This is a genomic window from Streptomyces sp. SID5464, from assembly GCF_009862985.1.
Lineage (GTDB): Bacteria > Actinomycetota > Actinomycetes > Streptomycetales > Streptomycetaceae > Streptomyces > Streptomyces chartreusis_D.
In genome coordinates, this window is sequence record NZ_WWIQ01000005.1 from 1 (window position 1) to 12816 (window position 12816).

13 protein-coding genes and 1 pseudogene are annotated in these 12816 nt (G+C 71.0%); 7 read left to right on the plus strand and 7 right to left on the minus strand.

The annotated features are described in order from the left end of the window. Positions 1-198: 198 nt before the first annotated feature. The 4 genes from GTY47_RS04930 to GTY47_RS40665 all read right to left on the minus strand — a co-directional run bounded on the left by GTY47_RS04930 (position 199) and on the right by GTY47_RS40665 (position 5018). Positions 199-2343 (minus strand): EAL domain-containing protein, encoded by a 2145-nt coding sequence (locus GTY47_RS04930; RefSeq protein WP_010037254.1) that lies wholly within the window; start codon positions 2341-2343, stop codon positions 199-201. Beyond that, on the minus strand, positions 2340-3152 hold the full coding sequence (locus tag GTY47_RS04935) for an SAM-dependent methyltransferase (RefSeq protein ID WP_010037256.1): 813 nt from the start codon (positions 3150-3152) through the stop codon (positions 2340-2342). Before GTY47_RS04935 ends, GTY47_RS04930 begins: the two co-directional genes overlap by 4 nt. A gap of 267 nt (positions 3153-3419) precedes the next feature. Next, positions 3420-4397: an SCO0930 family lipoprotein gene (locus tag GTY47_RS04940; RefSeq protein ID WP_010037259.1), complete on the minus strand. Its 978-nt coding sequence runs from the start codon at positions 4395-4397 to the stop codon at positions 3420-3422. A 291-nt stretch (positions 4398-4688) separates the two neighbouring features. Further along, on the minus strand, positions 4689-5018 hold the full coding sequence (locus GTY47_RS40665) for a hypothetical protein (protein ID WP_197709805.1): 330 nt from the start codon (positions 5016-5018) through the stop codon (positions 4689-4691). Positions 5019-5169: 151 nt separating this feature from the next. On the opposite strand from GTY47_RS40665, the gene GTY47_RS41565 reads away from it, so the two are divergent. The 3 genes from GTY47_RS41565 to GTY47_RS04955 all read left to right on the plus strand — a co-directional run bounded on the left by GTY47_RS41565 (position 5170) and on the right by GTY47_RS04955 (position 6846). Further along, positions 5170-5298, plus strand: coding sequence for a hypothetical protein (locus GTY47_RS41565; protein WP_267880838.1), 129 nt, complete (start codon positions 5170-5172; stop codon positions 5296-5298). 54 nt (positions 5299-5352) lie between these two features. Further along, positions 5353-6087, plus strand: a complete 735-nt coding sequence (locus GTY47_RS04950; RefSeq protein ID WP_010037263.1) for a DUF4239 domain-containing protein — start codon at positions 5353-5355, stop codon at positions 6085-6087. A gap of 216 nt (positions 6088-6303) precedes the next feature. After that, positions 6304-6846 (plus strand): hypothetical protein, encoded by a 543-nt coding sequence (locus tag GTY47_RS04955; protein ID WP_010037266.1) that lies wholly within the window; start codon positions 6304-6306, stop codon positions 6844-6846. Positions 6847-7014: 168 nt separating this feature from the next. Here the strand turns inward: GTY47_RS04955 and GTY47_RS04960 are convergent, their stop codons facing one another. Then, positions 7015-7503 (minus strand): hypothetical protein, encoded by a 489-nt coding sequence (locus tag GTY47_RS04960; protein ID WP_010037268.1) that lies wholly within the window; start codon positions 7501-7503, stop codon positions 7015-7017. Positions 7504-7873: 370 nt separating this feature from the next. On the opposite strand from GTY47_RS04960, the gene GTY47_RS04965 reads away from it, so the two are divergent. Next, on the plus strand, positions 7874-8542 hold the full coding sequence (locus tag GTY47_RS04965; protein WP_010037271.1) for a class F sortase: 669 nt from the start codon (positions 7874-7876) through the stop codon (positions 8540-8542). 46 nt (positions 8543-8588) lie between these two features. Here GTY47_RS04965 and GTY47_RS04970 read toward each other — a convergent pair whose 3' ends face one another. Next, complete coding sequence (locus GTY47_RS04970; protein ID WP_029180982.1) at positions 8589-9416, minus strand: polysaccharide deacetylase family protein; 828 nt, start codon at positions 9414-9416, stop codon at positions 8589-8591. 89 nt (positions 9417-9505) lie between these two features. Continuing rightward, positions 9506-9945 (minus strand): annotated as a pseudogene (gene lysS / locus GTY47_RS40125) (lysine--tRNA ligase); the annotation flags it as partial. A 379-nt stretch (positions 9946-10324) separates the two neighbouring features. Here lysS and GTY47_RS04980 point away from each other — a divergent pair. The 3 genes from GTY47_RS04980 to GTY47_RS04990 all read left to right on the plus strand — a co-directional run bounded on the left by GTY47_RS04980 (position 10325) and on the right by GTY47_RS04990 (position 12798). After that, positions 10325-10786, plus strand: coding sequence for a universal stress protein (locus GTY47_RS04980; protein ID WP_010037274.1), 462 nt, complete (start codon positions 10325-10327; stop codon positions 10784-10786). Positions 10787-10850: 64 nt separating this feature from the next. Beyond that, positions 10851-11288: a pyridoxamine 5'-phosphate oxidase family protein gene (locus GTY47_RS04985; RefSeq protein ID WP_010037275.1), complete on the plus strand. Its 438-nt coding sequence runs from the start codon at positions 10851-10853 to the stop codon at positions 11286-11288. A gap of 97 nt (positions 11289-11385) precedes the next feature. Then, positions 11386-12798, plus strand: a complete 1413-nt coding sequence (locus GTY47_RS04990) for an amino acid permease (protein WP_010037278.1) — start codon at positions 11386-11388, stop codon at positions 12796-12798. Positions 12799-12816: the final 18 nt, after the last annotated feature.

The following is a 12816-nucleotide window of genomic DNA, read 5'->3' on the forward strand; positions in this document are numbered from 1 at the left end:
CACAGTGACAGACACCCCGCCGATCGACTTCGGCCAATTGGTCGAACGGGGACCGGCCTACCGCGGACGGACACCAGCTCCACAGGTCACGAGCGACCGGCCCGCCCGCCGGTTGCCGACATCAGCCAGTTGGTCGCACCGTGACCGACCACCCCCGGACCGACGCCAGCCCACAGGCCACGAGCGACCGACCCGGCCTCATCCCGTCGCGTCCGCCAGGGCCAGTTCGTGCAGTCTCTCCGGCGGGCCCGGGCGGGCGTAGTACCAGCCCTGGGCGGTGTCGCAGCCCAGTATGCGGAGTTGTTCCGCCTGGGCCCCTGTCTCGACGCCCTCCACGGTGACCGCGAGGTCCAGGCTGTGGGCGAGTGAGACGATCCCCTCGACGATCTTGAGGTCGACGGGGTCGGCCGGGAACTGCTGCATGCCCTGGGTGAAGGAGCGGTCCAGTTTCAGGATGCTGACCGGCAGGCGGCGCAGGTTGGCGAGGTTGGAGTAGCCGGTACCGAAGTCGTCCAGGGCGATGTCGACGCCCATCTCCGCCAGCCGGCGCAACGGCTTGAGCAGATCGTCGTCCGCGCCGATCAGCGCCGACTCCGTGACCTCCAGGCAGAGCGCGTCCGGTTCGATGCCCGTGCGTTCCAGGATGTCGACGGTGTCCTGGACCAGACCAGGGTGGGTCAACTGGCAGGGAGACAGGTTGACGTTGATCCGCAGCGGACCCACGGCCTCGACACCCCCGTGCAGTTCCCGCCACTCACGGGCCTGCCGTACGGACTGTTCCAGCACCCACCGGCCCAGCGGCACGATCAGCCCGGTGTGTTCGGCGAGCGGGATGAACCGGTCCGGGCCGAGCACCCCGTGCTGCGGGTGCAGCCAGCGCACCAGGGCCTCCGCACCGCGCACACTGCCGTCGCCGAGATGGACCAGCGGCTGGTACTCGATGAAGAACTCGCCCCGCTCCAGGGCCGTCGGCAGCGCCGTGGTCAGCCCGTGCCGGGTGATGGCGCGGGCGTCCGCCTCCGGGTCGGCGAGTTCGAAGCGGTTGCCGCCCGCCGACTTGGCCCGGTACATGGTGATGTCGGCACTGCGCAGCACCTCCGCGGGGCTGCGCTCGCCGGCCGGGCCCTCGACGATGCCGATGCTGCCGCGCACGGTCAGCTCCCGGCCGTCGACGCTGATCGGCGCCAGCAGCGCGTTCATGATGCGGGCGGCGAGCTCGTCGACCTCGCGCTGGGTGTCGGGGCCCGTGGTCAGTGCCACGAACTCGTCGCCGCCGAGCCGGGCCACCATCTCGCCCGGCGCGGTGACGCAGGACTGGAGCCGGTCGGCGACCTCCACCAGCAGCCGGTCGCCGGCCGCGTGGCCGAGGCTGTCGTTGATGGTCTTGAAGCCGTCGAGGTCGAGGTAGCACAGGCCGAACCGCTGGCCCTTCCCGGCGCCCAGTGCCTTCTCCAGGCGCTCGAAGAAGAAGGTGCGGTTGGGCAGCCCGGTCAGCGCGTCGTGCGTGGCCTCGTAGCGCAGCCTCAGGTTGAGCAGCCGCCGCTCGGTGGTGTCCTCCATGAGCGCGAGCTGGTACTGCGGGCTGCCGTCGGCGTCCCGCAGCAGGGAGACCGTCAGGTTGGTCCACAGGACCGTTCCGTCAGGGCGGTAGAACGCCTTCTCCACGTGGTAGTGCTCACGCTCGCCGCGCACGAGTTCGTCGTAGAGCCGCCAGGTCTGCGGCGCGTCGTCGGGGTGGGTCCACTCCATGACGTTGCGGCTGCGCATCGTCTGCTCGGAGACCCCGAACATGCGCAGCAGCGCGCCGTTGACCTGAAGGATGTTGCCCTCGAGGTCGGCCATGCCGATACCTATGGCCGCGCCCTCGAAGACCGCGCGGAAGCGGGCCTCGGTGGCGTGCAGGGCCTGCGCCACCACGCCCTGCGCCTTCAGGGCGGCCTGGGCGATGGCCTCCTGTTCGGCCAGGGTCCGTTCGCGCAGCGCCTGCGCGAACCCGGCGGCCATCGCGTGCTGGAGGCGTGCGGAGCGCGCCCGCAGGTCCTCCTGGTCGCCGTCGCCGCCGCAGTACAGGACCAGGTAGGCGTCCACGCAGTCCAGCGAGCGGCTGAGCGCCTCCGGGTCGGTGCAGTGCGCGTCCACGAGGGCGGCGCCGACCGCCCTGCCCGCGTCGGCGTCGAAGGCCCGGGCCAGCAGTGCCTCGCTCAACCGCCGGGCCAGGGGCAGCAGTTGCTCCTCGAACTCCGGCCGGGTCGACGACGTCGAGGTCACCGGGAAGACGGCCCGGCTCCAGATCGTCGCGAACCGGCGGAGTCTGTCCTCCGGCCCGTCGGGTTCCGCGATCACGCCGTACGCCCCACGCCCGCGAAACCGGAGAACGCGTACGGATCCTCGTCCTCCGGTGCGGTGTCGGGCCGCCAGCGCGGCATCGCCACCAGTCCGGGTTCCACCATGTCGTACCCCTTGAAGAACCGCGCGATCTCCTCGCGCGAGCGCATGATCAGCGGGTTGCGGATGTCCTGGTACACGTTCACCGCGCCCCCGGCCCGCTCCGGTGGCAGCGGGACGCCCTCGTACGAGGCATGGGTGAGCACGAGCAGGCTGCCGGGCGCGAGCGCCTCGCCCAGTTCGGCCACCGCCCCGTACGGGTCGTCCTCGTCTTCCACGAAGTGCAGTATGGCAACGAGGAGCAACGCCACTGGCTGATTCAGGTCGATCAGGCGCTCCACCTCGTGGCTGCGCAGGATCTCCTGGGGCTTGCGGAGGTCCGCGGCCACGATGTCCGCGTCGTCGTTGCCCTCGAGGACCGCCTGGCTGTGCGCCACGGCCACCGGGTCGTGGTCGACGTACACCACGCGGGCGCCGGGGCGGGCGGACTGGGCCACCTCGTGCACGTTGCCGAAGGTGGGTATGCCGGAGCCGATGTCCAGGAACTGGCTGATGCCCTGGCCGGCCGCGTACCGCACGGCGCGGCGCATGAACGCCCGGTTCGCCTGCATGATCTTGGGGAGTCCCGGCATGAACTCCATGGCCCTGCGGGCCGCTTCCCGGTCGACCTCGAAGTTGTGCGATCCGCCCAGGTAGTAGTCGTACATCCGGGAGATGCTGGGCACCGAGATGTCGATGCTCCGTGGGGCCCAGGCGGGACGCTCCATCTATCTCTCCAAGGCGTAGGCGATCCGGTGTTCGAGCAGAGGCTACTGATCGCCCGCCAATGGAGCGACCCGAAACGGAAATTGACCATCCGTTCCCGGTCACTGCCTGCGGCACGTGCCGAATTGATACCCGCCCGCATGCCCTTCGAACATATGACGAACAGTGTCCGAGCACGGCAAAACGGTCCGCCCCTCCGTGGAGTACGGAGGGGCGGACCGGGTCGGCTCCGTCGGGTGGACGAGATGATCAACCCTGGGGAGGTTTCTCTACTTCTCCGACGCGCCGACCAGCTTCCCGTCGGGCCGCACGGCGTACCAGGTGCCGCCGACGCCCTGGCCGTTGGTGTCGCCGGGAGCCTTGTCACCGGCGAAGGTGTAGATCGGCGAGCAGTTGATCGTCTGCTGCTTGCCCTTGCCGTCGGTCCGATCGAAGATCATGTAGCCCTTCTCCTGGATGCCCTTGGTGTCGGCGTAGTCGACGGGCTCCACGAGCGGCCACTTCTCCAGGCACTCGCCGGTGCAGTTGGAGACGGGCTTGGGCCAGGCCTCGTCCTTCTTGAACCGGTAGACGGTCATGCCGTTCTTGTCGACGACGATCTCGCCGAGCTTCGGGTCGTTGCGGGTGGACAGCCCGGGCAGCGCTTCGGCCCCCGCGCTGCCGGCCCCGCCGCCGCCCTGTGCCTTCTTGCCGTCGGGGGCCAGCGCGTACCACTTGCCGCCCACACCCTGGCCCTTGACGTCACCGGCGTTGACGTCCTTGGCGTAGCGGTAGGCCGGCCAGCCGCCGACGGTCAGCTGCTTGGTGCCGTCGGCCCGGGTGACCGAGCCGAGCAGCGCCTTGTCGATGCCCTCGCCGGCCTCGGCGTCGTCGGCGGGCACCGGCGGCCAGGTCTTGGCGCAGTCGCCGTCGCAGTTCGACTTGGGCGGCTGCTCGGTGTCCTGGTCGAACCGGTACAGGGTGAGCCCCAGACTGTCGGTCACCACCTTGCCGACCTCCTCGGCGGTGGCGACGGACAGCTTGCCCGCGGGGTTGGACGGGCTGGACGGGCTCGGCGCGGCCTGCTGGCCGCCGGCGGTGCCGGCCACTCCGTTCCCGGTGCCGATGCTTCCGTAGTCCCCGGGCGCCGCCGAGGCACCCACGTTCTGGCTGGCCGCCGGAGGGCTGTCCTGACCACACGCCGTCGTCAGCGCCAGGACCGCCGCGGCGCTCGCCACGAGTGAGGCGCTCCGCCAGGAGGTCTTCATCGTCAACTCCCCATAATCGCAAGGGTGTTGCAGCGCCCTGCTGCGCCGCCGCACGGCCATGAGTACGCACGGGAGGCGTGATTGTGTTCAACCACCGGCCAAATTTCTTTCCGGAACCCGTGACGGCCGCCGCTCGTCACCGCACACGGGTACGGGTCGAAAGGCCACGGGTGACCGTCCGGCAAACCCGCGGCACCTGAAAATCCCTCTTTCGGGGCAATCCTCTTGCACTCCGGCACGTCCCGGCGGCACAAGGCTCATGATCTTCGTCGTGCATGGACCCCTATCGACTCAATCCGCCCTCGCCGCAAGGGCCTTGGCGGTGGCGACGCTGACCTGGGCACTGGTCGGCGCACCGTCCGGAGTGGCGGTGGCCGACGCCTGCGCGTACGCCTGGACGGGGCCGGACGGCACGGAGGCGGTGGCGGTCGCCGGAAGCATGACCTGGCCGACGAAGCCGCCGTGCCCGCCGCCACCCACACCGACCCCCACGCCCACGCCGACCCCGACGCCCCCTCCGCCGAAGCCGCCGCCACCGCCGAAGCCGACTCCGAAGCCCCCGCCGAAGCCGGACCCGACACCACCGCCACCCTCACCCCCACCCCCGGAACCGACGCCCACGGCCAGACCGGAGCCGCCGCCTCCGTCTCCGCCGCCCCCGCCACGCCCGGCGCCACCGCCCCGGCCGGCTCCCAGACCGGTACCTCCCCCGCCCCCCGCCCCGGCTCCGAAGCCGTCGGCGAAGCCCACGCCGCGTCCGTCCGCGACGCCCGTGCGCTATCCGCGGTACCGCGCCGCGCCGCGGCCACGACCGGCGAGCCACACCATGTCGCCGCTCACCTTCGTCCTGCTCGTCACGGTGCCCGCGGTGGTCGCCGTCGCCGCGCTGCGCGCGCGCTGATCCCTGAAGCTCTGGAGGCATCTCTTGCCGGAATGGCTTGTTCTCACCCTCGCGATGCTGGCCGCCTGTGTCGTAGTGGTCGTCATCACCGTCGTGCGCCACCGCACGGCGTCCGACGACGAGGACCCCAGCGAGACCCCGGACGTCATCGAGTACATGACGATGTGGATCGGCGTGGTGTACGCCATCGTCCTGGGTCTGGCGATCGCCGGCGTGTGGGAGGGGCGCAGCGCCGCCCAGGACCACGTCCAGGCGGAGGCCACCGCGCTGTACGAGATCTCGGAGCGGGTCCGGGTGTACCCGGACGACGTGCGCGACCGCATCCGGGACGACATCCATGCCTATGTGAGCCATGTCGTCACCACCGAGTGGGACACCATGGCCGACCACGGCCAGGTCACCGAGCGCGGCGGTGAGCTCTTCGAGCGCGTCCGCCAGGACGTCACCGACTACGAACCGAAGACGGACTTCGAGGCCCAGGCCTACCAGCCGCTCATCGACCAGGTGACCGCGGCCAGCCAGGCCCGGATCGCCCGGGCGGAGTCGACCGGGGAGACCATGCCGGGCGTGGTGTGGTTCGGCCTGATCGCCGGAGCCGTCGTCACCATCGGGATGATCTTCGCCCTCCAGATCCGCAGAACGACGCGGGAACTGGTCCTCGCCGGGCTGTTCTCGGCGCTGATCGCCTTCCTGCTGTTCCTGATCTGGGACTTCGACTCGCCCTACAGCAGGGGCGTGACCGCGTCGGCGGAACCCTTCCTGAACCTCTTCCCGGGGGCCGGGGACTGACGGCCCCCGGAACCGGGCCGGGGGGCGAGCGACACACCGTCGCCGCCCCCCGGTCGCTCAACGGCACTCCCCCTGGCGGCCCACACGTGTGACCCATTCGCGCTACTGCGATCGCGCCGCCCTGCACGCGTTCTTAGCGTTTCCGGCATCGAGGTGCATTTCCGACGCGAGCGGAACAGGTCCGCGGCTGCTCCTCGGGGACCCGGAGGTTTCACCATGCGCGCGATATGCGTCGCTTCGGCCTCGGCCGTACTGCTGGGCGTCGGTGCCCTCACCTCCTGCGTGCCTGCCGCCGACGCGGCCGTCCGGACCGATTTCGACTTCGGCGTCCAGCCCTCCACCGTCGGGGCGGACGCCCAGGTCACGCTGTGGGTGGAGCGCAACGCGGCGTGCGAGGGGGAGGCGGAGGTATCCTCACCGGTCTTCGACGCGGTCGCCATCCCGCCGGAGAAGTCGTCGGCGCCGGCCAGAGTCGACGCGGACGCCAGGCCCGGCGCCGTGTACGACGTGGAGTTCTTCTGTGACGGGTCGAGCGGCACCGCTCACCTGACCATCGCCGGCGACCAACCGGCGCACCACCCGGCGCACCACCCGACCCGCCACCACCGCCACCCGTCGAAGGGCGTGCACGCGGGAGAGGGCGGCACCCTCGGCGGCCTGGACCTCAAGGAGATGGGCCTCGGGGCCGCCCTGATCGCCGGCGCACTGGGCACGGCGTACCACCTCGCCCGCCGCCGCACCGACGAGGACACCGGCTGAGCGGTCGGTCCCGCGCACCGCACAGGTCTTCGCCCCGGATCCAATCGAGGGATCCGGGGCGAAGACCGTTCACGTGCGAGGCGGCTCGTCGAAGGAGTCCAAGGAGCAAGGCGTCCATGGAGCAAGGCGTCCAAGGAGCAAGGTCTCCAAGGGGTGTGGAGCGAGGCGTCAGACGCGCCGCTCGGCGCGACGGCGCATCCAGAACACCCCGCCGCCGATGACCGCGGCGGCCACGAGCCCACCGCCGATGGCCATGTCGGTCGGGGTCGCACCGGTGGTGCTGCTGCCGCCGACACCGCCGCGGACACCGCCGATGACGGTGAACGCGTGGGGCTTGGTCAGACTTCTGCTGTCGCACCTGACCGTGATGTCGTACGGCCCCGGGCGGGCGTCGTTCCTGATGGTGGCGGTGCCCCTCGCCGTCTCCTTGGCGCCGGAGATGGGCGAGAGCCTCGCCGGCATCGTGAACGCGTTGGAGGTAGCCGTGCCACCGTGGCGGCAGCCGTCGACCGTGATGGTCAGCTGGCCGCCGCGGGCGATCACGCTGGGCAGGGCGACGATGTTGCTGGGCGTGTCCCACGCGACGGCCGCGGGGGCGGAGAGGCCGAGGGCGGCGACCGCGGCGCCGGCGACCGCCAGGGCACGAGTGTTACGCATGTGAACCTCCGCGGAAGACGCCCCGGGACCCGTCCCCGGTCGATCGGCGAGAAAGCGCCTCCCAGAAAGACAGTCAGTTGCTCTGCGCGGACCCGCATTTCGGGAATGGTCCGTCCTGGTGAGAGAAGGCACCGCGGGAAAACCGCGCAATCGGATATCGCCGCAGGTCACGGACCGTCAGAAATTTCCTCGCGGCGGCAACTCGGATGGCGCACCACACGGCTCCGGTCACCCCGGACAGCCCGTGACCACCCCGGACAGCCCCGCGCCACCCGTTCGCTCCAGCCCCGTCGCCGGTTTCGCGCGCGGCACTTAGCGTTCTGGTATGCGCGAACGACACGGCGACGGCCGCGTCGAGAGGGGATGGCCCATGTCTGCGTCCGAGCTGGCCGAGGCGGAAGAGGAGGCGCGACGGAAGAAGCGCGCCCCCTGGGGCGTGATAGCGCTGGTTCTGCTGACCGGCCTCGCGCTCATCCGGAATGGTTCGGGGGAATTCGACGAGGGCCCGCCACAGCCGGCGACCGCGGCCGCGGCGGACAGCCGCGTGCCCGGGGCCACCTTCGCCGGGGCCGTCAAGCCCCTCCCCTACGCCCTGCCGGACCGGGTCCGGATCCCGGCGATCCAGGTCGACGCGCCGATGATTCCCGTGGGCCTGGACGCGGACGGCTGGGTCGGCGCGCCACCCCCGGAGGACCCGAACCTGGCGGGCTGGTTCACCGGCGCCGTCACCCCCGGCGAGAAGGGAACCGCGGTCGTCGTCGGCCATGTCGACAACCAGCAGGGCCCCGCCGTGTTCTACGGACTCGGCGCCCTGAAGAAGGGAAACCGCGTCGAGGTCGCCCGGCAGGACGCGAAGACCGCCGTGTTCGAGATCTACGGCATCGAGGTGTTCGCGAAGGACAACTTCCCCGGCGACCGTGTCTACGCCTCCAAGGGGGCGGCGGAACTGCGGGTCATCACCTGCGGCGGCGGTTTCTCCAAGCAGAACGGCTACGAGGGCAACGTCGTCGCCTTCGCCCGCCTGGTCGAGGTGCGCTGAGCGTTCCCCGGCCGGGCGGGCGAAGGCCCGACGGCATGTGTCACCCCTAGACGCGCCGGGGCACGGTGACGTGGTAGCCGGAGTCCAGCAGTTCGGGCAGATAGCGCCGCAGGGCCCGCACGCTCTGCGAGCGGTCGCCCCCGGCGTCGTGCGAGAGCACCACGACACCGGGGGCGGCGCCGTTCTCGACCCGGTCGACGATGAACCGGGTGCCGGGGGTGGTCCAGTCGAGGGTGTCGACCGTCCAGGCGAGGGGTTCCATGCCGAGTTCGGCGCCCAGTTGGAAGGCGGCGCGGTTCCAGGCGCCGAAGGGGGCGCGGAACCACTCGGGGCGCTCGCCGTAGGCCTCCTCGATGACATCGCAGGTGCGTTCCATCTGGGAGCGGATCTGCCGGCGGGTGAGGCGGGTGAGCAGCGGGTGGGACCAGGTGTGGTTCCCGACGACATGGCCCTCGTCGGCCATCCGGGCCAGCAGCACCTTGTTGTCGGCGGCCATCTCCCCGCACACGAAGAACATGGCGCGCACGTCGTACTCGGCCAGGGTGTCGAGGATGGCCGGGGTGTAGCGGGGGTCGGGGCCGTCGTCGAACGTCAGGACCATGGTGCGGCCGCGGCCGGAGACGCGCAGCAACGGTTCGCGGCGTACCAGGGTCCGGCGGGGAGCGGCCTGCGGCGGCCCGTACCCGGTCAGAGGCTGGAGACGGTACGCGGAGGAGTGGGGCGGGCGGCGGGTCTGGGGCCCCGCGGCCGGGGCGGACTCGGCGGGGCCGTCCCCGGTGACCGGCGTGAGCACGCCGGCCGTGGCGGCCGCTCCCACGGCGCCGGTGCCCGCGATCAACAACCGGCGGCGGGTGAGCAACTGATCCCTCTTCATGACTCATCAGTCGCCCGGCTGAGGGCCGACGCACCTGAGCAACACCGGTGCGGCGGCGCGTTTTCACCCGAACGGCTCACGCGGAAGGGTCAGCGGCGGCGCACCAGGGGGAACGGCAGGGTCTCCCGGATCGTCAGTCCGGTGACCCCGGCGGCGAGGAGGGAGTGGGCGGTGAGGCGGCGGCGCTGCTCGACGGGTCGGTCAGCGCCGAGCAGGCCGTGCCCGGTTCGGCGCCGAGGGCGACGAGGTCCCAGCGTTCGGCGCATCTCCAGGACGACGTCGCCATGGCCGTCGTCGGCGGTGTACGGCACCCCCGCGCCGTCGCACAACCGCTTGGGGGTCCCGATGTCGGTGCCCGGGTGGATCTCGTCGCCCAGGCCTCGCTGATGGCGCCGTAGACGGTCCTGACGGGCCACCGCCGGAAATGTCGTAATCCTCGCCGTCCTTGTGGGCCACGGGGCGTGCCGAAGGCGGCGGTCGCGGCGCCCTGGACGAGTTCGCGAACGAGGTCGAGCATCACGTCGTGGTTTTTGCGGTGCCGGATCCGGACCTGGTCGAAAGAGGCCGGAGAGGGGGTCGGCGGGCTCGGTCCCGTCCCCTCCGGCGAGGCCGAGCGCCGCCAGTGACGGCAGCCCCTCGGTGGTGGCGGGCCGCTGTCCGCCCTTCGGGTGCCCTGTTGCCCGTCCCCACAACGTGCGCATCGACGGTACGGAGACGAAGCCCTCGGCGATGCCCGGGGCGAGTCCGACGCGGGCGAGCGAGGCGGCGTCCGCGTAGCAGAGGAGGCGCGGGCGCCCTCCTCGAACACGGAGCGGAAGACGGCGAAGTGCAGGAACACCCGCGTCGTGTCGCCCCTCGAACAACTCCCGCCGGAGAGCCGGAGCTGTGTCCTCCGATAGCCTCGCGGCGTGACGGAACAGCACTCCCATCAGTTCGAACGGGGCACGGACGGGCCGAAGGTGATCGTGGTCGGGGTGGACGGCTCCGACTCGTCCCTGCGGGCCGCGGCCTATGCCGCCGGCCTGGCCCGCCGCCAGCACGCGCTGCTCGCCGTGGTGTACGTGCAGCCGGTGCTGGCGGCGGGCGCGGCGCTCGGGGCGCCGGTGGCCGAGACGACCGACGAGATCGCCGAGGACCTGGTGGCGTACATCCGGGACGCGGCCGAGCGGCTCAAGGGGATATTCGAGGTCCGCTGGGAGTTCCACACGTTCCGCGGCGACCCGTTCAGCGGCCTCGTGAAGGCGGCGGACGACCTCAAGGCGGACGCGGTGGTCGTGGGGGCGTCCGAGCAGGCGGGCCACCGGATCGTCGGATCGGTGGCGGTGCGCCTGGTGAAGGCCGGGCGGTGGCCGGTGACGGTGGTGCCGTAGGAGGTCCCAGGTCCTAGGTCTCCGGTCGGTGGGCACGAGGTTGCGAGGGGCCGAGGATGCTGCGATGACTCCTTGCGCCTTCGACGTGGATGCCTTTCTGCGCCTTCCCCTCACCGCACGCCTCGCCACCAACGGGCCGACGGTGCGCCCCGTCTGGTTCCTGTGGGAGGAGGGCGCCTTCTGGGTGCTGACCGGGCCCTGGGCCCGCCTCTTCGACCGGGTGCGGGTCGATCCCGAGGTCGCGCTGGTGGTGGACGAGTGCGACCTGGCGACCGGGCTGGTCCGGCAGGTGATCGCGCGGGGCCGGGCCGAACTCGTGCCGTTCGGTGTCGAGCGGGGCCGGCGCAAGCTCGTCCGCTATCTGGGCGTGGACGAGGAGCGGTGGGACGAGCGCTTCGTGCACTACCTGTACGACGATCCCGCGCAGCGGGGGACGGTGTGGCTGCGGCTGAAGCCCGTGTCCCTCGTCGCGCACGACCTGAGCTACGCCGTGGCCCCGTGAGGCGGCGGGGAGCCTGCGCGGCGTCTTCCGTCATGGGGACACCTGGGCCATCATGATCCGCCATCAGCCGTTTGCCGATCGCGAAGAGGTGAGACGCATGGCCGGGCTCCGGATGGGTCAAGGGATTCTCCGTCGCAAACCCATCGAGCAGATCGAGGAGACGGAAGTCGGCAAGGGCACCCAGCTGGAACGGTCGCTGGGGCTGTGGCAGCTGACCGCCATCGGGGTCGGCGGCATCATCGGCGCGGGCATCTTCACACTCGCGGGAACCGTGGCCAACGGTACGGCGGGTCCGGCCGTGCTCGTCTCCTTCCTCATCGCGGGCGTCGCGAGCGCCGCGGCCGCCCTGTCCTACGCCGAGTTCGCCGGACTCATCCCGAAGGCCGGTTCCGCCTACACCTACGGCTACGCGGTGCTCGGCGAGCTCGCGGGCTGGTTCATCGGCTGGGACCTGCTGCTGGAGTACACGGCGATCGTCGCGGTGGTCGCGATCGGCATCTCGGGCTACTTCAGCTTCCTGGTCGGTGAGATGGGCGCCGACCTGCCCAACTGGATGCTGGGCGCGCCCGGCACCGGCGACGGGCACCGGGTCGATCTGTTCGCGGCGCTGCTGTGCCTGCTCATCGCCTACCTGCTGACCCTGGGCATCAAGAACGCCGCCCGGTTCGAGACGGTCGTGGTGGTGCTGAAGGTCCTGGTCGTGCTGCTGGTGATCGGGGTCGGCGTGTTCCACATCGACACGGCGCACTACAACCCGTTCTTCCCCTACGGGGTGGGCGGAGCGTTCACGGGCGCGGCGACGGTGTTCTTCGCGGTGTTCGGCTACGACGCCATGTCTACGGCGGCCGAGGAGTCCAAGGACGCGCAGCGGCACATGCCGAAGGCGATCATCTACTCGCTCATCATCTCGATGGTGCTGTACGTGGCGGCCTGCCTGGTGCTGACGGGCATGCAGGACTACAAGGACATCGACAAGGAGAGCGGCTTCTCGACGGCGTTCAAGTCGGTGGGGCTGAGCGGTCTTGCGGACGTCATCGCGGTGGGCGCGATCATCGGCATCCTCACGGTCATGTTCACGTTCATGCTGGGGGTGACCCGGGTGTGGTTCTCGATGTCCCGTGACGGGCTGCTGCCCAAGTGGTTCGCGAAGACCCACCCGACGCGGCACGTGCCCACGCGTGTCACCTGGATCGTGGGCGTCGCGTCGGCCGCCATCGCCGGGTTCCTGCCGATCGGCGAGGCGGCCGAGCTGACCAACATCGGGATCCTGCTGGCGTTCGTGGTGGTGTGCGCGGCGGTGATCGTGCTGCGCTACCGGCAGCCGGACCTGCCGCGCACGTTCCGTACGCCCTGGATGCCGGTCGTGCCGACGTTGGGCATCGTCTTCTCGATCTGGCTGATCACCTTCCTCCAGTGGCAGACGTGGGTGCGGTTCGCCGTCTGGTTCGCGATCGGGCTCCTGATCTACTTCGCGTACTCCTACCGGCGCTCGGAGCTGGCGCGGCGCTGACCGGGCGGCCCGGCCGGC

Excerpts from the sequence above, each read along its gene's own strand:
- GTY47_RS04935 (WP_010037256.1), bottom strand. The coding sequence starts at position 3,152 with ATGGAGCGTCCCGCCTGGGCCCCACGGAGCATCGACATCTCGGTGCCC.
- GTY47_RS04940 (WP_010037259.1), bottom strand. The coding sequence starts at position 4,397 with ATGAAGACCTCCTGGCGGAGCGCCTCACTCGTGGCGAGCGCCGCGGCG.
- GTY47_RS04950 (WP_010037263.1), top strand. The coding sequence starts at position 5,353 with ATGCTGGCCGCCTGTGTCGTAGTGGTCGTCATCACCGTCGTGCGCCAC.
- GTY47_RS04955 (WP_010037266.1), top strand. The coding sequence starts at position 6,304 with ATGCGCGCGATATGCGTCGCTTCGGCCTCGGCCGTACTGCTGGGCGTC.
- GTY47_RS04960 (WP_010037268.1), bottom strand. The coding sequence starts at position 7,503 with ATGCGTAACACTCGTGCCCTGGCGGTCGCCGGCGCCGCGGTCGCCGCC.
- GTY47_RS04965 (WP_010037271.1), top strand. The coding sequence starts at position 7,874 with ATGTCTGCGTCCGAGCTGGCCGAGGCGGAAGAGGAGGCGCGACGGAAG.
- GTY47_RS04970 (WP_029180982.1), bottom strand. The coding sequence starts at position 9,416 with ATGAAGAGGGATCAGTTGCTCACCCGCCGCCGGTTGTTGATCGCGGGC.
- GTY47_RS04985 (WP_010037275.1), top strand. The coding sequence starts at position 10,851 with ATGACTCCTTGCGCCTTCGACGTGGATGCCTTTCTGCGCCTTCCCCTC.
- GTY47_RS04990 (WP_010037278.1), top strand. The coding sequence starts at position 11,386 with ATGGCCGGGCTCCGGATGGGTCAAGGGATTCTCCGTCGCAAACCCATC.